At 66.9% G+C, this 19,212-nt stretch carries 16 protein-coding genes; 12 read left to right on the top strand and 4 right to left on the bottom strand.

Annotated features, from left to right (window positions below):
• The first annotated feature begins 18 nt into the window (after window positions 1–18).
• The 5 genes from lanKC to AC5P56_RS01560 are packed head-to-tail and all read left to right on the top strand — an operon-like array spanning window position 19 to window position 7,716.
• The gene (gene lanKC / locus AC5P56_RS01580; protein WP_241887592.1) at window positions 19–2,739 is read left to right on the top strand and encodes a class III lanthionine synthetase LanKC; all 2,721 of its coding nucleotides are present in this window, start codon (window positions 19–21) and stop codon (window positions 2,737–2,739) included.
• On the top strand, window positions 2,736–4,379 hold the full coding sequence (locus AC5P56_RS01575; RefSeq protein WP_495231412.1) for an ABC transporter transmembrane domain-containing protein: 1,644 nt from the start codon (window positions 2,736–2,738) through the stop codon (window positions 4,377–4,379). The genes lanKC and AC5P56_RS01575 overlap by 4 nt, the downstream gene beginning before the upstream one ends.
• 37 nt (window positions 4,380–4,416) lie before the next feature.
• The gene (locus AC5P56_RS01570; protein WP_049439340.1) at window positions 4,417–5,742 is read left to right on the top strand and encodes an ABC transporter permease; all 1,326 of its coding nucleotides are present in this window, start codon (window positions 4,417–4,419) and stop codon (window positions 5,740–5,742) included.
• A gap of 10 nt (window positions 5,743–5,752) precedes the next feature.
• Window positions 5,753–6,967: an ABC transporter permease gene (locus AC5P56_RS01565; protein WP_495231411.1), complete on the top strand. Its 1,215-nt coding sequence runs from the start codon at window positions 5,753–5,755 to the stop codon at window positions 6,965–6,967.
• A gap of 53 nt (window positions 6,968–7,020) precedes the next feature.
• Window positions 7,021–7,716 carry an ABC transporter ATP-binding protein gene (locus AC5P56_RS01560; RefSeq protein WP_032958346.1) on the top strand — a complete coding sequence of 232 codons (696 nt, stop codon included), beginning with the start codon at window positions 7,021–7,023 and terminating at the stop codon, window positions 7,714–7,716.
• A 79-nt stretch (window positions 7,717–7,795) separates the two neighbouring features.
• On the opposite strand, the gene AC5P56_RS01555 is transcribed toward AC5P56_RS01560, so the two are convergent.
• Entirely contained in the window at window positions 7,796–11,146 is a 3,351-nt protein-coding gene (locus AC5P56_RS01555; RefSeq protein WP_495231410.1) for an autotransporter domain-containing protein, read from the bottom strand.
• Between the two features lie 174 nt (window positions 11,147–11,320).
• Here AC5P56_RS01555 and AC5P56_RS01550 point away from each other — a divergent pair, with 174 nt between their 5' ends.
• From AC5P56_RS01550 to AC5P56_RS01540, 3 genes are all read left to right on the top strand, one after another.
• Complete coding sequence (locus tag AC5P56_RS01550; RefSeq protein WP_049439235.1) at window positions 11,321–11,734, top strand: SLOG cluster 4 domain-containing protein; 414 nt, start codon at window positions 11,321–11,323, stop codon at window positions 11,732–11,734.
• A gap of 91 nt (window positions 11,735–11,825) precedes the next feature.
• Window positions 11,826–12,026: a hypothetical protein gene (locus AC5P56_RS01545; RefSeq protein WP_032958391.1), complete on the top strand. Its 201-nt coding sequence runs from the start codon at window positions 11,826–11,828 to the stop codon at window positions 12,024–12,026.
• 104 nt (window positions 12,027–12,130) lie between these two features.
• Complete coding sequence (locus tag AC5P56_RS01540; protein ID WP_032958352.1) at window positions 12,131–12,481, top strand: VOC family protein; 351 nt, start codon at window positions 12,131–12,133, stop codon at window positions 12,479–12,481.
• Between the two features lie 15 nt (window positions 12,482–12,496).
• On the opposite strand, the gene AC5P56_RS01535 is transcribed toward AC5P56_RS01540, so the two are convergent.
• Window positions 12,497–13,126 carry a TetR/AcrR family transcriptional regulator gene (locus AC5P56_RS01535; protein WP_126411391.1) on the bottom strand — a complete coding sequence of 210 codons (630 nt, stop codon included), beginning with the start codon at window positions 13,124–13,126 and terminating at the stop codon, window positions 12,497–12,499.
• Window positions 13,127–13,250: 124 nt separating this feature from the next.
• Here AC5P56_RS01535 and AC5P56_RS01530 point away from each other — a divergent pair, with 124 nt between their 5' ends.
• On the top strand, window positions 13,251–14,723 hold the full coding sequence (locus tag AC5P56_RS01530; protein ID WP_495231409.1) for an MFS transporter: 1,473 nt from the start codon (window positions 13,251–13,253) through the stop codon (window positions 14,721–14,723).
• 11 nt (window positions 14,724–14,734) lie between these two features.
• On the opposite strand, the gene AC5P56_RS01525 is transcribed toward AC5P56_RS01530, so the two are convergent.
• A complete protein-coding gene (locus tag AC5P56_RS01525) occupies window positions 14,735–15,040 on the bottom strand; it encodes a KGG domain-containing protein (protein WP_046432675.1) in 306 nt (101 codons plus the stop codon).
• Between the two features lie 194 nt (window positions 15,041–15,234).
• Between AC5P56_RS01525 and AC5P56_RS01520 the strand changes: the two genes are divergently transcribed.
• Window positions 15,235–16,719, top strand: a complete 1,485-nt coding sequence (locus AC5P56_RS01520) for a DUF4434 domain-containing protein (RefSeq protein WP_495231408.1) — start codon at window positions 15,235–15,237, stop codon at window positions 16,717–16,719.
• Window positions 16,720–16,723: 4 nt separating this feature from the next.
• Here AC5P56_RS01520 and AC5P56_RS01515 read toward each other — a convergent pair whose 3' ends face one another.
• Entirely contained in the window at window positions 16,724–17,188 is a 465-nt protein-coding gene (locus tag AC5P56_RS01515) for a MarR family winged helix-turn-helix transcriptional regulator (protein WP_495227088.1), read from the bottom strand.
• A gap of 49 nt (window positions 17,189–17,237) precedes the next feature.
• Here AC5P56_RS01515 and AC5P56_RS01510 point away from each other — a divergent pair, with 49 nt between their 5' ends.
• Both AC5P56_RS01510 and AC5P56_RS01505 read left to right on the top strand, forming a co-directional pair.
• A complete protein-coding gene (locus tag AC5P56_RS01510; RefSeq protein WP_495227214.1) occupies window positions 17,238–18,149 on the top strand; it encodes a S41 family peptidase in 912 nt (303 codons plus the stop codon).
• 98 nt (window positions 18,150–18,247) lie between these two features.
• Window positions 18,248–19,141, top strand: coding sequence for an NAD-dependent epimerase/dehydratase family protein (locus tag AC5P56_RS01505; RefSeq protein WP_014648518.1), 894 nt, complete (start codon window positions 18,248–18,250; stop codon window positions 19,139–19,141).
• The last annotated feature ends 71 nt before the right edge of the window (window positions 19,142–19,212 follow it).

The following is a 19,212-nucleotide window of genomic DNA, read 5'->3' as shown; positions in this document are numbered from 1 at the left end:
ACCGACCAGGGAGAGACGATGTCAGCGCGTCAACGATCACTGCGTGAAGCACGCCACATGGACAAGGCCGCCTATGTGGGGGGCGACGAGCGGTTCTACGAATTGAGCTACAACCAGTACCGGCCCAGCGAAGATTTCCGCAGTATCGTTGAAGCGGAGATCGAGGCGGCCGGCAGGGCGTGGACGATCCATCGCATCGGAGTCTGGTCGCACCTGGCGACGCATGGCGACCCGGTCGCCGGCAACCTGCCGCCGCAAGGCTGGAAGATCCACGTTTCAGCCACGCAGGAGAACTGCCAGCGGTTGCTGCGCACCGTCACCCGGATGGCCCTGGCCGAGCGCGTGAAGTTCAAGTTCGCCAATGACATGAACACGATGCGCATGATGAGCTCCAAGCGTTGGCCACGCGGTGGCTCGGGCAAGTTCATCACGCTCTATCCGCTGGACCTTGCGGTCTTCACGCGCTTCATCGAGCAGCTGCATGGGGCGCTGAAGGACGAAGATGGCTCGTACATCCTGTCCGATCGACGCTACAAGGACTGCCGCTGCCTGTATTACCGCTATGGCGGCATGCGCCAGGTGTACCGGCTTGATTTCATCGGCCAGAAGGTGCCGATGCTGGTCGCGCCCGACGGCAGCCATGTTCCCGACCTGCGCAATCCCTATTTCGAGGTGCCTGCCTGGGAAACCGACCCGTTCCCCAGCGAGGATGATCCCGGCGAGATGACGTTGAAGGAGGGCCGCTATCAGGTGCAGGCCGCGCTTGGGTTCTCCAACACGGGCGGGGTCTACCTGGCATTGGATCAGGTCACCGGGGAGGAAGTGGTCATCAAGGAGGCGCGGCCCCATGTGGAAATGCACGGGGAAGGGCTCGACGCCACCAGCCGCCTGGCACGCGAACGACGCAATCTGGAACTGCTGGGCCCGGTGGGCGCCTCGCCGCGCTGCCTGGATGCATTCACCGATTGGGAAAACAGCTATCTGGTGGAAGAGCGCCTGGATGCATTCGATCTTCGCGAGCTGATGCTCAAGCATTCGCCGCTGATGAAGGCCCGTCCCAGCGCACGCGATGGTAGTGACTACTACGGGATGTGCGTGACCATCTTCACCGGTCTGCTTCGCGCGGTCGACCGCGCACACAAGGTGGGAGTGGTGATCGGTGACATCTCGCCGTCCAACATCATGGTCGACCGCAGCAACATGCGTGTGCGCCTGATCGATCTGGAGGCCGCGTTCCTGGACGGCAGCGATGAGTGGGATGACATCCACACGCCCGGATTCCGCCGGATCATGAAGGGTCGCAAGCGCGCCAGCTGTTTCAGGGATGACCGCTATGCGACCGCGGTGGTGATGTTCTACTGCCTGTTCCCGCTGATGGCCATGGCCTACATCCGTACCGACCTGTTCCAGAAGGTGCTGCCGGTGATGATGGAGGATATCGGCTGGCAGCACACGCCAGTGGCCGAGGTCATCCAGGCGCTGGTGGACGACCGTATCGGCCTGGAAGAGGCCGCACAGCTGCTGCAGCAGCCGGCGACCCTGCAGGCGCCGTTCTCGTCGCCGCAGCGCCCGTTGCCGGCGCCGCGCCAGTGTATCCGGCGGCTGCTCGCGTTCATGGATGCACACAGCCGGCTGCAGCCGGAGCGGACGCTGTTCCCACTTGATCCGTTCTCGCACTCCACCAACACGATGAGCCTTGGTCTGGGGGCGACCGGTGTGATCCACGCCTTCCATGGGGTGGGTCATCAGCCGTCGCCGGCGGTGATGGAGCGCTATGCGCAGGAGCTGCAGGCCCTGGATCGCACATCGCTACCGCCGGGGTTCCTCACCGGCCTTGCCGGCATCGCCTGGTCGGCGCTGCTGCGTGGCGAGGTGGAACTGGCCCGCAGCCTGCTCGACAGCGCTGACGGCAGTGACCTGTTGCATGCGCATCACTCGCTCTATCACGGCATGGCGGGTATCGGAATGGCGCACCTGGCCATGCATCACGCGACCGGCCTGCCCGGGCATCTCGACAGGGCGCTGTCGCTGGCGCGGCGGCTTGCAGACACCGTCCACCACGGAGAGCGGGGTGCCTACTGGCAGGACGAAGGTGGCGTCCGCATCGGCATGGGTTACGGCCAGGCCGGCGTGGCGCTGTTCCTGCTGAGGCTGTCGCAGCTCAGTGGTGATCCGGCATGGCGCGTGCTTGGCGAGCAGGCACTGCGACACGATCTCTCCTACGGCTTCGAGCTGGAGACCGGAGTGACCACCTTCCCCAGCTCACCGGAAGAGGTCAACACCTATGAACCCTATCTGGAGCAGGGGACTGCGGGCATCGCCAAGGTCGCGATCCGTTACGGCCTGTGGCAGGACGTGAATCGGCTGGTGGATGACTTCCATCGCAAGTATTCCGGCTTCTGCGGCCTGTTGTATGGCCTGTCGGGCATGCTGGATGTGTTTGTCGACGCCCATCTCTACTCCGGTGACCCTAGGTACCTGCAGATGGCGGAGCGACCGTACCAGGGCATCGTCGATCTGTATCTGTTCGAGGAGGAGGAGGGAATGGCGGCGGTGCCGGGCGAGAATCTGTTCCGCATTTCCTTCGACCACGGTACCGGCATCGCCGGAGTGATCCGCGCCCTGCATCGGTACGACACGCTGGCGCCGGATGAGTTCTTCCTGGATGCACTCGATGTGCATGGCGCGGTGGTACGGGAAGTGGACGGAGCCGGGGTGGGGCAGGCGGCGGTTGCATGAATGCGCGCCCGCACCCGGCCGGACAGCCACTTCAGCGCGAGCAGACCGCGCAGCGGCACAGTGTGCGCGCCATCCTCGCCAGCTTCGCGATCCTGCTCGGCCCCCTCCGCGGGCGCTACCTTGCGGTGGCCGCCACCACCGCGATGTTCGGCGGACTGGGCGGGCTGCTGCATCCGCTGCTGATCCGCGCGATCTTCGACGAGGCCGCCAGCCGGCAGGATTTCAATCGCTTCCTGCTGCTTACCGGTGCATATCTGCTGCTGTGCCTGGTGACCAACCTGGGCAACTACAGCTGCGCGCTGTGGCAGCAGCGCGTGGATAACCGCATCGTGGAGCGGATCGGGACCTCGTTGCTGACCGCCTACTATGGCCGCAGTTATGACGAGGTGGTGCAGAAGGGGGCTGGCTACTATGTGGCGCGGATCCGCTCGGACGTGAAGGATGGCGTGGTGCCGATGCTGTCGGTCGCACGCACCACCCTGACCCAGGCGGTGACATTCGTCGCCTTGATCGCAGCCCTGCTGATCATCTCCTGGCGTGCGTTCCTGGTGCTGATGGCCATCATTCCCATCGCCACCACGGTCAGCGTGCTGGTTGGCCGACGCATCCGCGAGCTGACCGTGGTGGAGCGTGACCGCGAGGCCGAACTGGTTTCTTTGCTGACCCGGGCCGTGTCTGCCTTCAAGATGGTCTGTACGTTCGGCCTGGGCCCCAGGACGGTGCAGGCCCATGACCGCAGCCTGCGCGAGGTGCTGGATTCGACCTACCAGCGCTTCAGGGTGGTGAGGACCCTGCAGGGTGCGAGCGACCTGACGATGGTGATCTCGGATGTCTGCTCGATCTTCGTCGGCGCACTGTTCGTGTTCCGCCAACAGATGACACTGGGTTCGTTCATCGCCTTCATGAACGCCTTCTGGCGCTCAGCCACGACGCTCATCGGCATCTTCAAGAACATTGCCGAGATGCACAGCCACGGTGTGGTGGTGGTGCGGGTGGCGGAGTTCATGACCGCGCCGGCAGCCGCGGCGTCGGCCACGCACATCGAGGGTGGTCTGCTGGCGACGTCGATCGGCTACGGGTACGGCGCCACTCCCGTGTTTTCGGATTTCACCCTGGCCCTTTCACCCGGTGAACGTGCACTGGTGATTGGCGACAATGGCAGCGGCAAGACGACCCTGGCCAACGTCCTGGCCGGGTACTTCCAGCCCGTCGCCGGCCAGCTGCTGCAACCGGCGCGTATCCGCGCCATCACGCTTCCTCTGCAGTTCCCTCCGCTGAAGGTGCGCGACCTCGGCGCCGATCCGGTGCTGCTGGCGCGACTGGGGATGGACGGCGACGGGATCGCCGACAGCCTGCCGGAAACCCTGTCGGCAGGGCAGCAGCAGAAGATCGCCCTGGCGATGGTGCTGGGCGAGGACGCCGACCTCTACATTCTTGATGAGCCGGTCGCCAACCTCGATAGGGCCAGCCGCGAGATTGCGATGGACGCGATCTTCGCACGCAGCCATGGCCGCATGCTGGTGATGATCATGCACGGCGCCGAGGCCTACCGCGCCCGATTCGATCACGTACACGAACTTGGCAGGTCCATGTGGCAACCGGCACGGGTCACGCCCGTGCACGTCCGGGGAGAGGCATGACATGAAGTCGATACAGGGTGCAGAAAAGGGTGCGGGCATGCGCAGACTGGTCTACTGCGCGCAGGTGGCGCTGCACAATACACTGCGGAGCAAGGCCATCACCGCCCTGATGGTGCTGGCCATCGCGGTGGGAATTGGAGCCAGCATGACCACCTTGACCGTGGTCTACCTGCTGTCCGGCGATCCCTTGCCCGGGCGCAGCGGTGACCTCTACTACCCCCAGCTGGATGCCAATCCGAACTCGAAGGGCCGCGAGCCGTACGACGTGCTGGACTATCGCTCGGCCTTCGACCTGTGGTCGTCCGGGCGCGCGGACCAGCAGACACTGGTGGTTGCCAATCCGGTCAAGCTGCGGCCCGATCAGGGCAGCGCGCCACCGGTCATCCGCTCATCGATCTCCACCACCACCGACTTCGCGACGATGTTCGCGGTGCCGCTGGCGCATGGACGCTGGTGGTCGCGCGAGGAGGATGACGCGCGCGCACGTGTGGTGGTGATCTCGTCGGAGCTCAACGAGCAGATGTTCGGTGGGGGCGACAGTGTGGGGCAGACACTGCGGGTCAAGGACACCGCGATGCGCATCGTGGGCGTGCTCGCGCCCTGGCGACCCTCGCCGCTGTTCTACAAGGTGCGGGGCGGCCGCTTCAGCGGCGGCAACACGTCGGGCTTCTTCGCCTCGGCCGATGATCTGTTCATGCCGCTGACCTCCAGCCTGGAGATCAATGACGGCGACTTCGTGCCGTTCACCTGCTGGTCCACGCCGGAGGAGCGCGGCCGGCTGCAGACCGCGCCGTGTGTCTGGGTACACCTGTGGGTCAAGCTGGACAGCGCCGCCAAGGTGGCCGCCTATCAGCGGTTCCTGCAGAACTATGCCGCTGAGCAGAAGGCCCTGGGCCGGATCAGCCACGCCGACAACACGCGGCTGCGCTCATTGATGCAGTGGCTCGACTTCAACCAGGTGGTACCCAGCGACGTGAAGCTGCAGGCCATCCTGGCCTTCGCCTTCCTCGGGATCTGCATTGCCAATGTGGTCGGTCTGCTGCTGGCGAAGTTCCTGCGCTACAGCGGCGAGATCGGCTTGCGTCGCGCACTGGGCGCAAGCCGCGCGGCGATCTTCCTGCAGTGCGTGGTCGAGGCCGCGCTGGTGGGGGCACTGGGTGGCACGCTGGGCCTGTTGCTGACCTGGCTCGGCCTGAGCGCGGTGCGCAGCCAGCCGGTGGCCTATGCGGACCTGGCGCGGCTTGATACCACCATGCTGCTGTTCACCCTGGCGCTGTCGGTGCTGGCCAGCCTGCTGGCGAGCCTGATTCCCGCGATCCGTGCCAGTGCGGTCCAGCCCATCGCCCAACTGAAGCTTCTGTAGAGGAACCACCATGCAGATCGGCATCGTACTTTCGGCCCTGCGCCGGCACCGCCTGGCGACCTTCCTCATCGCGATGGAGATCGCATTGGCCTGCGCCGTGCTGTGCAACGCGATCTTCCTGATGATCGAGCGGAACGCTGCAATGCAGCTGGTCAGTGGCCTGGACGAGTCACGGCTGGGGGTGATCCAGCTCGACGGCATCGATGCCGAGCGCGCCAACGATGTCAACGCGCGGGTCGTTGGTGCATTGCGGGGGCTGAGCGGCGTGACGGCGGCCGGGCTGGTCAGTGCCATGCCGTTCGGCAGCCCGGGCATACGCGCCGGCGTCAACCTGGACGAGGACCAGCAGGTGCCCGGCGGTGTTCTGGATTTCTACCTGGCCGATGCCGTGGCCCTGGACGCGCTGCAGTTGCACCTGGTGGGGGGGCGCATGCCCGGTGCGGACGAGTTCGCACCGACCGATGAACTGGTGCCGGCCAATCCCCCGGCGCTGGTCACCCAGGAGCTGGCCCAACGTTACTGGCCCGGTGAAAACGCCGTGGGCAAGAGCCTGTGGGCGATGGATACCCGGCTGCGGGTGATCGGCGTGGTCGAGCACATGGCCGTATCCCGCCCCGGCCGCGGTGAAGCCAAGGGCTCGGACTGGTCGGTGATCGTGCCCGCATCGCAGGGGCCGCGCCTGACCGGCCGCTATCTGGTGCGCGCCGAGGCCGGCGACATGAACCGCGTAATGCGCGATGCGCAGCAGGCAATCCGCCGTGTCGCGCCGGACGTGGTGTTCGATGTCGAGGGCAGCCGGCGGATCTCCGAACTGCGCGAGCGGCATTTCGAAGGTGACCGGGTCATGATGGGGCTGCTGGGCGGTGTCATCATCGCACTGCTGGCTGCCACTGCCCTGGGCATTGTCGGACTGGCCAGTTACTGGGTGGAGCAACGTCGCAAGCAGATCGGCATCCGCCGCGCGCTGGGGGCCACGCGCACCGATGTGATGCGCTATTTCCAGATCGAGAACCTGCTGATTGTCTCCATCGGCATCGCGGCCGGGGCTCTGCTGGCCTACGCGATGAACCTGACCCTGATGCGCTTCTACGAACTGCCGCGCCTGCCACTGCTGTACCTGCCGGTGAGTGCGGTGATCCTGCTGCTGCTGGGCCAGGCGGTGGTACTGCTGCCGGCGCTGCGTGCCGCGGCCATCGCGCCGGTGTCGGCCATCCGTTCGTTGTGAGTCCCGCAGCGGCCTTGGCCGGTCGCTGCTTCCATCTGCAAGCGAGAATTCCCATGCTCAGGATGCAAGGCGTCAGCAAAGTGTTCCAGGTGGGTGAAGTCATGACCCATGCATTGCGCTCCATCGACCTGTCGGTGCAGGAGGGCGATTTCCTCTCGATTACCGGCCCTTCCGGCTCCGGCAAGTCCACACTGCTGAACATCCTCGGTCTGCTCGAGGGCTTTTCCGGCGGCCACTACGCGATCGGTGGCGTGGATGTTGGCGGCATGCGCGACGCGGCGCTCAGCGCGCTGCGCAACGAGAAGATCGGCTTCGTGTTCCAGGCGTTCAACCTGATTCCGGATCTGACCATCCAGGCCAATGTGGAGGTGCCCCTGCGCTACCGTGGCATGGCGGCAGCCGAATGCAGGCAGCGTGTGGTCTCGGCACTGGCCCAGGTCGGACTGGGCAGCCGCATGTCGCACTATCCCGGCGAACTGTCGGGCGGGCAGCAGCAGCGCGTGGCGATCGCCCGCGCCATCGCGGGTACGCCGGCCCTGCTGCTGGCTGACGAGCCGACCGGAAACCTGGACTCGCAGATGTCGCAAGGGGTCATGGAGATTCTGCGTGAGCTCAACCAGGGCGGCATGACCATCATCATGGTGACGCATGACAAGGAGCTGGCGGCGTGCGCGGGTCGCAGCGTCCACATCGTGGATGGGCAGATCGTCGAGGTCACAGCGCAGGCCATGCAGGCGCTGTGCGCCTGAGCTGAAAGAGCGTCATCCGCAAGCAGAAGGGGCGGCCGATCGGCCGCCCCTCCTGTTTTCATCGCATTGCAGGCACAGATCAGAAACGCACGGACCAGCGTGCATTCGCACCATGGTCACGGCTCTCGCTGCCGAACTGGCCGCTGTAGCCCAGCTCCAGCTGCTGGCGCGAGGTGAGCCACGCCGACAGGCCCAGTTCGGCCACCACCGCGTTGTCGGCGATCGGCGCGCCGTTGACCGCGAACGTGGAGCTGCCATTGGCAAACGCAAGGTTGGCGACCTGGCTGCGATCCCCCGAGGCACGACGATAGCCGACGCCCCCGCGCAGGTGCAGCCAGCTGTCCTGCTGGAACGAAGCCTTCAGCCCCTTGTCGAAGCGCACGCCGGCGGTGGCGATCGTGGTTCCGGTGTCGTCCACCTTGCCCTGCAGCGCCGCTGCTCCACCGCGTTCGCTGATGCGCTTGAGGTCCACTTCCACGCGCGCCACCTGCAGGTACGGCTCCAGCCCGGCTTCGGGGCCACCGAAGCGATAACCAGCTTCGATGAAGGCCTGGCGGGTGCGGGCGTCGTAACGCGCGCTCAGGCTGTCACTGAAACCTGCGAAGGCGACTTCACGCGTGCTCTTCACCTCGTGCTTGCTCCACGCCACACCACCGCGCAGGCCGAAGCCGCCCCAGGTGTGGCTGGCATAGGCACCGAAGTGCGTGTTGTCGATCTTCGACTTGGCGCGGCGGTCCTGCTGCTTGACGTCGGTACGGCCGGTACCGGCCAGCACGCCGACCTGCCAGCCGGAGAACTCGCGGTCGATGCCGACCAGCAGGCCGTTGCTGTTGGCCTCGGTGCGGGCGGTGTTGACGTCACCGTCCAGCCTGCTGTTGCCACCGATGGCCTGCACCCATGCACCCGTCGCATCACCCACGTCGCTGCCGGGCGCGGTGGCGCCGGCACGGCGTGACAACGCGGCATCGCGCACGTAGCGGCTGCCCTCGACCAGGGCGATGGCCGTGGCCGGATGCAGCTCGCCGCTGAGGCCATCGAGCACGCCACCGACCTGCTGCGGGAACAGCTGGGTCAGCGGCTTGGGCAGGCCCTGGGCGATCGGCAGCAGGTCGGCGGCGGCCGCCACCGCACGCTGGTTGGGCGTGTTGGCAGCCGTGGCCAGCGAAGCGCCACGGGCAACGTCGATGCGCGTGCCATTGGCACCGTAGGCCAGGCTGAACTGCAGGAAAGGCGAGAACGCACTGAAGTCGGTCTTGGCGAACTGGCCGCTGATGCCACCGTCGGCACGCAGGACGTTGAACTGTTCGCCGAGGTAATACACGCCCGGTTCCGGCAGGGCGACCAGGGTGCCGCCGAGGGTCGCGGTGCCGGTCACGTGCAGCTGGTCACTGCGACTACCCGGTGCCAGCTCCGCCGCATACACGCCGGTGGCGCCCTGCACGTAGTTGCCGTTGATGGTCAGCGTGCCGATCGAGTTGCCCGGCGCGATGATGCCGTCCACGCGGGTGTTGCCGAGCGTGCCGACGCCCTTCAGCAGGCCATTGGCGCCGACGGTGGTGGTGCCACCGGTCTGCGTGCCGTTGAAGGACACCACGCCGCCGTTGACTACCAGGTTGCTGTTATCCAGCACGCCGCTGGTGCTGACCGTGCTGACGCCACCGGTGGTGGTCAGGGCGGTGGAGACCAGCCTGCCGTTGAGCAGCAGCCGGCCACCCTGGACCTCGACCGCCGAGGTGAGCGTGTTGGCGCCGTTCAACTCCAGCATGCCGTCCTGCACCACGGCGCCGTTGAAGCTGTTGTTGCCGCTCAGGCGCAGCCAACCGATACCGGATTTGGTCAGCTTGCCGGGGCCGCCGATGTCGTTGGTCCAGTTGTCCCACGCATCGCCTTCCCAGACCTTCAGGCCGCCGGCCCTCTGGTTCATCACCACGTTGGTGTCCACGCGCAGCGAGCCATAGCCCTCGATGGCCTTGCGCAGGTCGACTATGCCCCAGCCGTAGATTGCATCGATGCCTGGCGCGCCGAGATCGCGTGCGGTGGTCAACAGCACGTCGCGGACCTGGGCGTTGTCCAGGTACGGGAAGCGCTCCATCAGCAGGCCGAGGGCGCCGGTGATATGGGGGGCGGCCATCGACGTGCCGGTCTTGGTGCCGTAGACGTAGCTGGTGTTCTCGCTGTCGATGATCAGCCGCACGTAGGCGGAGGTGTTCTCGATGCGGCCCTGGATATCGCCGGAGACGATGGTGCTGACGATATCGGTACCGGGGGCCGAGATGCACCAGTTGGCGGCAACCCCGCAGATGCTGGAACTGCCATCGATCACGTAGTCGGTTTCACCTGCGGCGGCGTCGGGCCGGCGGACATTGGCGACCGCCAGCCAGTACGGTTCCAGTTCGGGCTTCCAGCGCGGCATCGAGGCGGTGATGCCGGCAACCGCACCGCTGCCGTTGCCAGCCGACCACACCTGGATGAGAGTGGAGCCTGGGGCATTGCCGTTGTTGGCGTAGATGCTGCCGTACACGCCGTAGTCGGCACCAATGCTGGCGTACTGCTGGTCCAGCGCGGCGGCGGTCATGTTGCGCGTGGAAATGCCCCAGCTGTGATTGATGGCGCGTACACCCTGCGCCTGGATCTGCGCATACATGTCCAGCGTGGCGGCATCATCCGGATCGGTGCGGTACACCGCGCGCGGACGATAGAACCTGTCCGGGTCCAGGCGCCACTCGTAGTAGGTGTCACCGAACACGCGGGCGGCAGTGAGATCCGCACCAAAGGCCACGCCATGCATGCCGGTGCCATTGCGGTTGGCGCCGATGGTGCCAAGCACATGCGTGCCGTGATCGGCGTAGCTGAAGCCATAGGGCTGGCCGGCGGCGATCAGGCGTGCCGCCAGTGAGGCCGGAACGCCGGCGCCCAGTCCGTAGTAGTTGTAGCCGGGCTGTTCGCCGCGGGTCTGCCCGCAGGCGCCGGCCCCTGCGACCACGCCCGGCGTCGCACAGTCGGCACCGATGGTGATGCTGGAGGTATTGCGTCCTGCAAACTCCGGATGCGCCAGTGCGGAGCCCGAGTCGAACAGCGCCAGGCGTACGCCCTTGCCGGTCAGGCCGCGCGCATAGGCGTAGTCCGCGCCCATCGCGCCCAGGCCCCAATCGGCGTTGAATTCGTCGCTGCGCCAGCTGGCCGGATCGCCGGGATTGCCAAGAACGGCGGTGCTGCTGGCGGCAGCTGCCGTGGCCGTGGTTGCAGGTGCGGTGCTGGCAGCGGGCTGCGCCCACGCGGCCTGCAGCTGGCGCTGCTGCTGCCAGGCCTCGAGTGATTCGCTGGCCATGGCTGGCAGTGCGGTGGCCAGCAGCAGCGAGCTGGCGACGGCAAGCGCCAGCGGGCGATGCGACAGGGAGCGGGACGAACGGCCGTACAGCGGGTGATTCATCGGACAACTTCCTTGGTTGACGGACAACAAGGCCGTTAACGCCAAGGCATGGCGATATCCCCCAGTAATGTGAAGGGAATTTTATGAACGTGTTAATGTTTTGTGATCGGTGCATGGTGCGGCTCCAGCGGGCAGGGCACCGTGACCCTTCCTTCCGAGGCTTCGGAACCGCCCATGCGTACCGCATTCCGTAAACCACCGTTGGCGATATTGGGCGGTGCCGATCCTGGCAGCGACGCGTTCGAGCGCGCAGCTGGTGGCCAGGTGCCCAGCGTCATCCCGGAAGGCAGCATGCCGCCGGCCGACTGGCCGGCCACGGTGGTGGTGCCCTGTGGCATGGGGGATGCGCGCAACCTGATCATGGCCCTTGCCGGTGATGCCTGCATCGTCAGCGGTGGGCGCGCCTGCACGATCTCGGAGGTTTGGCTGCACAAGCGGCCGCTGCTGCCGCTTGCAGGGGCAGGTGGCGGGTCCGACGCGCTGCCGGACACCCCGCCGGACGAGCGCGGCAATTCGCCGATCCTGCCGTGGCGCAACAGTGATGAGCTGGCCGGGCAACTGCGTGTCCTGGGAATGCTGCAACACTGAGTCCAGCCGCATCCGCCTTCACCCAACGTCCCGGGTGCAGCGCTAAGGTGGCCCGGCCTGGGCTCACCAGGCTTATCAAGGAGTGATGTCGATGCGTACTTTCAGGAAAGTGATCGCCGGTGCTGTGTTCGCGTTGGCCTGCAGTGGGTCGGTGGCCGTGGCCGGACCGGTCCAGCCCTGCGATTTTCCCTGCTGGAAGGCCTACCAGGCGTGTGTAGCCGGTGGGGGTGATGCCATGGAATGCCAGTACGAATACGATCGATGCGTCATGGAGCGCTGCGGCGCGGTGTAAGCCCAGCCATGATCGGCTGATGACGGGCCCCGTCCATGACGGGGCTCTTCTGTTTGTGCGCAGGGTCGGGCACTCTCGGCGCATTCTTCCTGGTGGAGTGGAACATGGCCGTCATGCGTGTCGTCGCCAACATCGCCACGTCTGATCCCGCCCGCGCCGCTGCATTCTATGGCGAGCTGCTCGGCATGCCGGTGGTGATGGACCATGGCTGGATCGTCACCCATGGCGGGCAGGGCAGTGCGCTGGCGCAGGTCAGCTTCGCCAGCGAAGGGGGTTCCGGCGCACCGGTGCCGGACCTGTCTATCGAAGTGGACAACCTGCAGGAGGTGCTGGAACGCATGCACGCGGCTGGCATCGCGCTGGACTATGGGCCGGCCGACGAGCCCTGGGGCGTGCGGCGCTTCTTCGTCCGTGACCCGTTCGGCCGGCTGTTGAACATCCTCGCCCACGCCTGAGCGACGGTGGGCGCTTCAGCGACGGGTGCCGCCACGCTTCGGCGCCGGCGACACGCCGACCATGCGCAGGCAATCGGCCACCACCGCCGCAATGAAGGTGTCGGCGTCCTGCGTGGGCGCAGCGATCAGGTCATCGGTGGCGCCATGTACGCCGGCATAGATCAGCGAGGCCGTGATCTGCGGTGCCGGCAGCTGCCACAGGCCTGCACGGGTGCCCGCCTCGAGGATGTCGAGCAGCTGCTGCTGGATGGCGTTGCGCTCGGCATTGCCGCGCTGGTGGTGGTGATGGTTGGCGTAGACGACGTCGTGCAGTGCGTGCGTGCGCACATAGGTCTCGATGTTGGCGCGGATCCAGGCGCACAGTCGCGCCACGCCATCGTGGGCAGGCTGCTGCTGAACGGCATGGTCGACCTCGGCCATGAACTGCAGCGTGTAGCGCTGCGCCAGCGCCTGCAGGATCTCGGTGCGCGAGGCGAAGTAGGTATAGAACGTGCCCTTGGCCACGTCGGCGGCGGCCACGATGTCACTGATGGTGGTCGCTTCCACGCCCTGTGACAGGAACAGCGCCAGCGCGGCGTCCATCAGCTCTTCCTGGCGGGTTTCAGCGGGTTTGGTGCGGGGCCTGGCGACGGCGGGAATCTGCATGGGGCGGGGTCCGGGTGCGACGGTCGCCATTCTAGCTTCCTCCGGCAATGACTGACCGCCGGTCATTGACTGACGGTCAGTCAGCAAACTACGATGCGCGCACGCTCCCTCCCGGCATCCGCACATGCAACGCTTCCGACGGCCGGCCCTGGTGCTGGCGGCCTACCTGGGCACCTTCCTCGCCTCGCTGGACATCAGCATCGTCAACGTCGCGCTGCCGACGCTGCAGCAGGCACTGCACACCGACATGGCCGGGCTGCAGTGGGTGATCAACGCCTATGCCATCGCCCTGTCCGCAGTGATGCTGTCGGCGGGGCCGCTGGGTGACCGCTATGGCCACCGCCGCATGTGGCTGCTCAGCGCGGCGACCTTCACCGTGGGCTCGCTGCTGTGTGCCTGCGCAGGCAGTCTTTCCGCACTGGTGGCGGGGCGGGCGGTGCAGGGGGTGGCCGGCGCCCTGCTGATCCCGAGTGCGATGCCGATCCTCAGCCATGCATTCCCTGATCCGCGCCAGCGTGCACGCGCGATCGGGGGCTGGTCGGCGTTCAGCGCGCTGGCGCTGGTGCTGGGGCCGCTGCTGGGAGGCGAACTGGTGCAGCGCGCAGGTTGGCCCAGCATCTTCCTGATCAACCTGCCGCTGGGCCTGCTTGCACTCGCGCTGGGGGCCTGGGGCATTCCTGAGCGACGGCATCCGCAGCACGCCGCGCTGGACCCGGCCGGGCAGCTGCTCAGCATCGTCGCGCTGGGTGCACTCAGTTACGGCCTGATCGCGATCGGCGAGCACGGCCTGCTGGCACCTTCGACCCTGCTGGCGCTCGGCATCGCAGCATCCGGCCTGGCGCTGTTTGCGTGGGTCGAGCGCCGCGTGGCGCGGCCGCTGCTGCCGCTGGACCTGTTGGCGAAGCCGGGTTTCGGCATGCTCAACCTGGCCTCGTTCGTGCTTGGATTCACCGCTTATGCGAGCCTGTTCTTCCTGTCGCTGTTCTTCCAGCAGGCGCAGGGACATGGGGCTGCGCAGGCCGGTGCGCAGCTGGTACCGCAGTTCGTGCTGATGGCGGTGGTGTCGCTGCTGTTCGGCCGTCTGGCGGCGTGGTTCGGGCTGCATGCCGCGCTGGTGACGGGCTATGCAATGACAGGCATGGCGCTGTGTGCGATTGCCACGTTCGAGCCGACTACAGCGCACGGCCAGGCCAGCGCACTGCTGATGCTGCTCGGCACTGGCATGGGACTGGCGGTACCTGCGACCGGCATGGCAGTGATGTCATGCGTACCGGCCGAGCGTGCCGGCATTGCGTCGGCCACGATGAACGCGCTGCGCCAGGCGGGCATGAGCCTTGGCATCGCGCTGCTGGGCAGCCTGATGGGCCTGCGCGCGGTACGCCAGTTCACTGCGACCGCGCAGGCGGCAGGGCAGCCCGCAGTGGCCGCACAGGCGCGCACGCTGATCCTGCAGCCGTCGTCACTGCTGCCGGGGACGCAGATACTGGCCTGGTACCGCGGCGCGATGGCCAGCGGTTTCGGCTGGGCGATGGCTGTCGCCGGCGTGCTGGCCCTGTTGGCGGCGCTCGCCCTGTACCGCCAGTGCAGGCGCGCCTGAGCACGCTGCGGTCAGCCCTGCTGGCGTTGCGGCCCTTCCTTCGTCGGCGCGGGTTCGGCCGCGTGCTGCCGCTGTTGCCGTGCATTGGCGTGGCGCGCGTGCCCGCCTTCGCGGCCGATCGCTGCCATGTGCTGGCGATTGCGGCTGATCGCCTCGCCGCCCTTGCGGCCCGCCACGCGTGCCTCGGCCGGGCTGAACTCATGTGCATTGCCGGACGCATGCGCGGCGCGTCCACCCTTTGCGGCAATCGCGCGCTGCTTGTCCCGGTCCATCGAAGCGAAGCCGCGATGGGAGGTGCCGTGATGCTGGTCAGCCATGTGAAGGCTCCCGGTGCATGGAAGGGGAGCTCATCCTTGCGTGTGCCCGGCTAAGGCAGTGTCCGCACCGGCGGTGCTGCCCTCACGCCACGCCGCACCGGCTTTCACGGCGCAACTACGCCGCTGCGCGATGAGCGCCGCTTGGCTAGGATAGACCGGCATGGCGGATGACCGCCCAGACAGGAAAGGACGCCATGGACAGATTCGGATGGCTTGTACTGCTGGCCTGCGCTGCACCGGCCCATGCGGACACTGCGCTGCTGAGCGGCAGTTTCGTTCACTTCGGTTACTCGTCCACCGATGAGCAGCTGCCAGCGGCGCAGCTGCCGCTGTTCCTCAACGAACTGCGGGACCTGGGCAACGACACGCTCATCATCGGCCAGACCCGCGCCACCCGTGCCGGCGTGGGCTGCGCCAGCAGCGCGCAGGATTTCGAATGGATCGCCGGCTTCCCGGCCAAGCTGGGCACGGTGCTGGACGCGGCCGCAGCGCGTGGGATGAAGGTCGTGGTCGGCACCACCTACAGTTCGGGCCAGTGTGCGGCATTCTGGCAGGGCTCTAACGCTGCAGCGGTGGCGCAGGACGCAGCGCAGTCGATGGCGCAGCTGGCCCAGCAGTACGCGATGCATCCGGCATTCGCCGGCTGGTACATCACCGATGAGCCCGCGCAGGTACCGGCCGAGCGTGCGTCGTTCTATCGTTCAATCGTTTCCACACTGAAAGCGGCGACGCCATCCAGGCCGGTGATGGTGGCGCCCTATCTGGCATCCTCCAGCGTCGACCCGGCCAGCGTGGCCAGTGCTGCGCTACGGTTTCGCTCTGCCACGGGGGTCGACGTGCAGATCTGGCAGGACGGCATCGGCGCGGCGTCGCACGCGAAACTGTTCCAGTGGGATCGACCGGGCTATTCCACCGAGCAGTACTACCAGGCGTTGTCGGCGCAGCTGGGCGCCAGCGCTGTGTGGGCCGACATCGAGCTGTTCAACCATGGCAGCCCGCTGTTCCTTGATACCGGTAACGGCCTGTCCGGTGCATACCGGTCGGCGTCGGTGCAGCGCATCAACCAGCAGTTGTGGAGCGCGCGTTCGGCTGGCAAGCGCGTTGCCTGGCTCAACCAGTACCACATGTCCGAAGTGGTCGGCCCCGGCCAGGGCTACGGCGAGGCGCCGCGGATGATGAACACCTATCGCGGGTTGTACGGGTTGGGTGCCTCGTACATCGTCGATCCGGTGCAGACCACCTATCACTACAGCGTGGCGCCGGCGACCAGCTATCCCGACGGCAGCGGCCATGAGCTGTTCGACCGCCGTGTAGGCGACCCGCGCAATCCGATGGACGCGGGTTGGGTAGGCGTGCACGGCAACGTCAGCATCACCATCGACCTGGGCCAGCGCCGACGGGTGGACTGGATCGGCCTGCACACGATGACCCGCCCGGCCTGGGGCATCGTCACGCCGATGTCGGTGGAGGTGATGTGCGCCGAGCCCGGAACTGCCGCCGTAACGATCGGCACGCTGTCGGCACCCTTCACCCAGTCCGGCGTGATGGGCTCGACCGAAGAGGAGTACGTGCTCGGCAATGCAGCCCCCCTGGCTGCGCAATGCCGCACGCTGGAGCTGCGCGTGGCCAACGGCCGCTGGACCTTCCTCAGCGAGATCGAGATGGCTGCAGAGCAGTAACGCCTCAGCGCCGGCGGGCGTCCTGCAGGCGCTGTGCGAAGGGCCGTTGTTCGAGCGCCACCAGTGCTTTGCGCAGCACCTGCTCCAACGACTGCCCCAGATCGGCATCGAGGCTGCGTGCCGCCACTGCGGTGGCCTGCCATTGCGCATGCAGCACGGGCATCGCGCGCTGCGCGCGCGGGCTCAACTGCAGGATGCGTTCGCGCCCGTCGTCACCATTGGCAGTGTGCAGCCAACCATCGCGCACCATCGCCGCCACGGTCTGGCTGAGCGCCGAATGGCTGAGCCCGCAGGCCAGCGCGAGGTCCTTGATCCGGCAGGGGCCCTGCGCCATCAGCGTGCGCAGCACCGGCGTGTAGCGCGGCCGGTAGTCCAGTTGCAGGTGCCGGTAGGCCTGCTCGACGGCCGGGTCCAGCTGGTCCAGCAGTGCGCGCAGCAGGGTACCCAGCGTGGCGTGTTGGAGATCCATGAGTGGGATGATATATAAGCGCTTATATATCCTCAATGCGGGGTGGATGATGGCGGTCTCCTGGATGCTCGGCGCGCTGCTGGCGACGGCCTGCCCGGCGCAGGATGCGGTGCTGCAGGCGGCCGCCAGCGCCGTGCAGGCGCAGTACCTGGACGAGGCGGAGGCCGCCCGCATCGCCGATGCCCTGCGCAGCTGGTCGGCGCAGCAGCGGTATGCGGGCAGCTGTTCGGATCCTGCTGCGTTCAGCGCACGCCTGAACCAGGACCTGGACATGTTCGATGGCCACTTCCACGTTGAGCGCGTGGACGCAGCTGCCGGCCAGGACGACTGGTTGATGGCCTGGCGTGCCGATGCCCGCAGCAATGGTGCCGGTGTGCGCGAGGTGCGGGTGCTGGAAGGCAACATTGGCTACCTGCGGTTGAGTACTTTTTACCCGCTGGATCTGGCGCGGCCGAAGTTCGCTGCGGCCTTCACGCTGCTGGCCGACACCGATGGCCTGGTGCTGGATCTGCGCCAGAACGGGGGAGGCGACGATGCAAGTGCCGACCTGCTGGTGCGCACGCTGCTGGACGCGAAGATCGGCGCGGTGCAGCAGCTGGACCAGCGTGGCCGGCGCACGCCGGTACCGCTGCCGCCTGCCAGCCTGCCTGTGTACCTGAAGCCGCTGGTGGTGCTGATCGACCGGCGTACCGGTTCGGCGGCCGAGTTCGTCGCCTATTCGCTGCAGGCCCTGGGCCGCGCGCGCATTGTCGGCACGCGCAGTGGCGGTGCCGCGCATATGTTTGGTGATCCTGTGCTGCTGCCCGATGGCTATCAGATCAGCATTCCCGACCGGCAACCGATCAATCTGCGCACCGGCGGCAACTGGGAAGGCACCGGCGTGAGGCCTGATGTGGCCGGCGGCGACGATCCGCTGTTCATCGCGCGGCAACTGCTGGCGCCTGAGAAGTCGTCAAGATGAACGCACGATTGCATGGCTGTCCTATCGCAGATGCGCGAATGCATGCCTAGAATCGAAGCATCCCGGTAGTTCCCGGGCGCTTCGAGTGAATGGACTCAATGAAGATTCTGTTGACCGGCAGTTCCGGGCGCATCGGGCGCGCGATCTTCGGTGCGTTGGCGGCCGCCCACGAAGTGGTGGGGCTGGACCGCAGCCCGTTCGCCACCACGCGCATCATTGCCGATGTCACCGATCGCCAGGCGGTCACGCGTGCGGTGCAGGGCGTGGACGCGGTCATCCATACCGCGGCCCTGCATGCTCCGCATGTCGGCCTGGTGCCGGACGCGGTATTCCAGCAGATCAACGTGGAGGCAACCGCGCACCTGCTGCAGGCCGCACGCGAAGCCGGCGCACGGCGTTTCGTGCTGACCAGCACCACCGCGCTGTACGGCCATGCCGTGGTAGCCGGTGGCTGCCGTTGGATCGACGAAGACACCGAGCCACTGCCGCGCACGATCTACCATCGCACCAAGCTGCAGGCCGAGACCCTGGCTGAAGCTGCCGCCACGCCGGGCTTCAGCGTTCGCGTGCTGCGCATGGGCCGGTGCTTCCCGGAACCGCCCGAGCGCATGGCGATGTTCCGCCTGCATCGCGGCATCGACGCCCGCGATGTGGCCAGCGCACACGCTGCACTGCTGCTCGACGAAGGCGCCCGATTCGCCCGCTATCTCGCCTGCGCACCGACGCCGTTCCGGCGCGAGGACTGCCTGGAACTGGCCACCCACCCGCGCAGCGTGCTGGCCCGTCGCGCGCCGCAGCTGCTGGCCGAGTTCGAACGCCGTGGCTGGCCGCTGCCATTGAGCATCGACCGTGTCTACGACAGTGCCCGCCTGCGCAGTGAGCTGGGCTGGCAACCGTGCTTCGGGCCGGACGACGTGCTGCAGCAGTATGCCGTCGGCAGCATCGAGGTACTGCCGCGCGCGCAGTGGATCAAGGACCGCGTGGCCGAGTGAGGCCATCGCGACGGACGGGTGGCTGACCCGACCCTGAGCAGATTCAGGAATGTGCAGGCCGGTCGCCTCAA

The sequence above is a fragment of the Stenotrophomonas sp. YJH_SMC_131 genome (assembly GCF_059367975.1).
This window is presented reverse-complemented; position numbering and strand designations above follow the sequence as displayed.

Coding starts and splice junctions, on each gene's coding strand:
- AC5P56_RS01540 (WP_032958352.1), top strand. CDS start 12,131: ATGGCCGTCATGCGTGTCGTCGCCAACATCGCCACGTCTGATCCCGCC.
- AC5P56_RS01525 (WP_046432675.1), bottom strand. CDS start 15,040: ATGGCTGACCAGCATCACGGCACCTCCCATCGCGGCTTCGCTTCGATG.
- AC5P56_RS01570 (WP_049439340.1), top strand. CDS start 4,417: ATGCGCAGACTGGTCTACTGCGCGCAGGTGGCGCTGCACAATACACTG.
- AC5P56_RS01575 (WP_495231412.1), top strand. CDS start 2,736: ATGAATGCGCGCCCGCACCCGGCCGGACAGCCACTTCAGCGCGAGCAG.
- AC5P56_RS01555 (WP_495231410.1), bottom strand. CDS start 11,146: ATGAATCACCCGCTGTACGGCCGTTCGTCCCGCTCCCTGTCGCATCGC.
- AC5P56_RS01535 (WP_126411391.1), bottom strand. CDS start 13,126: ATGCAGATTCCCGCCGTCGCCAGGCCCCGCACCAAACCCGCTGAAACC.
- AC5P56_RS01520 (WP_495231408.1), top strand. CDS start 15,235: ATGGACAGATTCGGATGGCTTGTACTGCTGGCCTGCGCTGCACCGGCC.
- AC5P56_RS01550 (WP_049439235.1), top strand. CDS start 11,321: ATGCGTACCGCATTCCGTAAACCACCGTTGGCGATATTGGGCGGTGCC.
- AC5P56_RS01515 (WP_495227088.1), bottom strand. CDS start 17,188: ATGGATCTCCAACACGCCACGCTGGGTACCCTGCTGCGCGCACTGCTG.
- AC5P56_RS01560 (WP_032958346.1), top strand. CDS start 7,021: ATGCTCAGGATGCAAGGCGTCAGCAAAGTGTTCCAGGTGGGTGAAGTC.
- lanKC (WP_241887592.1), top strand. CDS start 19: ATGTCAGCGCGTCAACGATCACTGCGTGAAGCACGCCACATGGACAAG.
- AC5P56_RS01565 (WP_495231411.1), top strand. CDS start 5,753: ATGCAGATCGGCATCGTACTTTCGGCCCTGCGCCGGCACCGCCTGGCG.
- AC5P56_RS01505 (WP_014648518.1), top strand. CDS start 18,248: ATGAAGATTCTGTTGACCGGCAGTTCCGGGCGCATCGGGCGCGCGATC.
- AC5P56_RS01530 (WP_495231409.1), top strand. CDS start 13,251: ATGCAACGCTTCCGACGGCCGGCCCTGGTGCTGGCGGCCTACCTGGGC.
- AC5P56_RS01510 (WP_495227214.1), top strand. CDS start 17,238: ATGGCGGTCTCCTGGATGCTCGGCGCGCTGCTGGCGACGGCCTGCCCG.
- AC5P56_RS01545 (WP_032958391.1), top strand. CDS start 11,826: ATGCGTACTTTCAGGAAAGTGATCGCCGGTGCTGTGTTCGCGTTGGCC.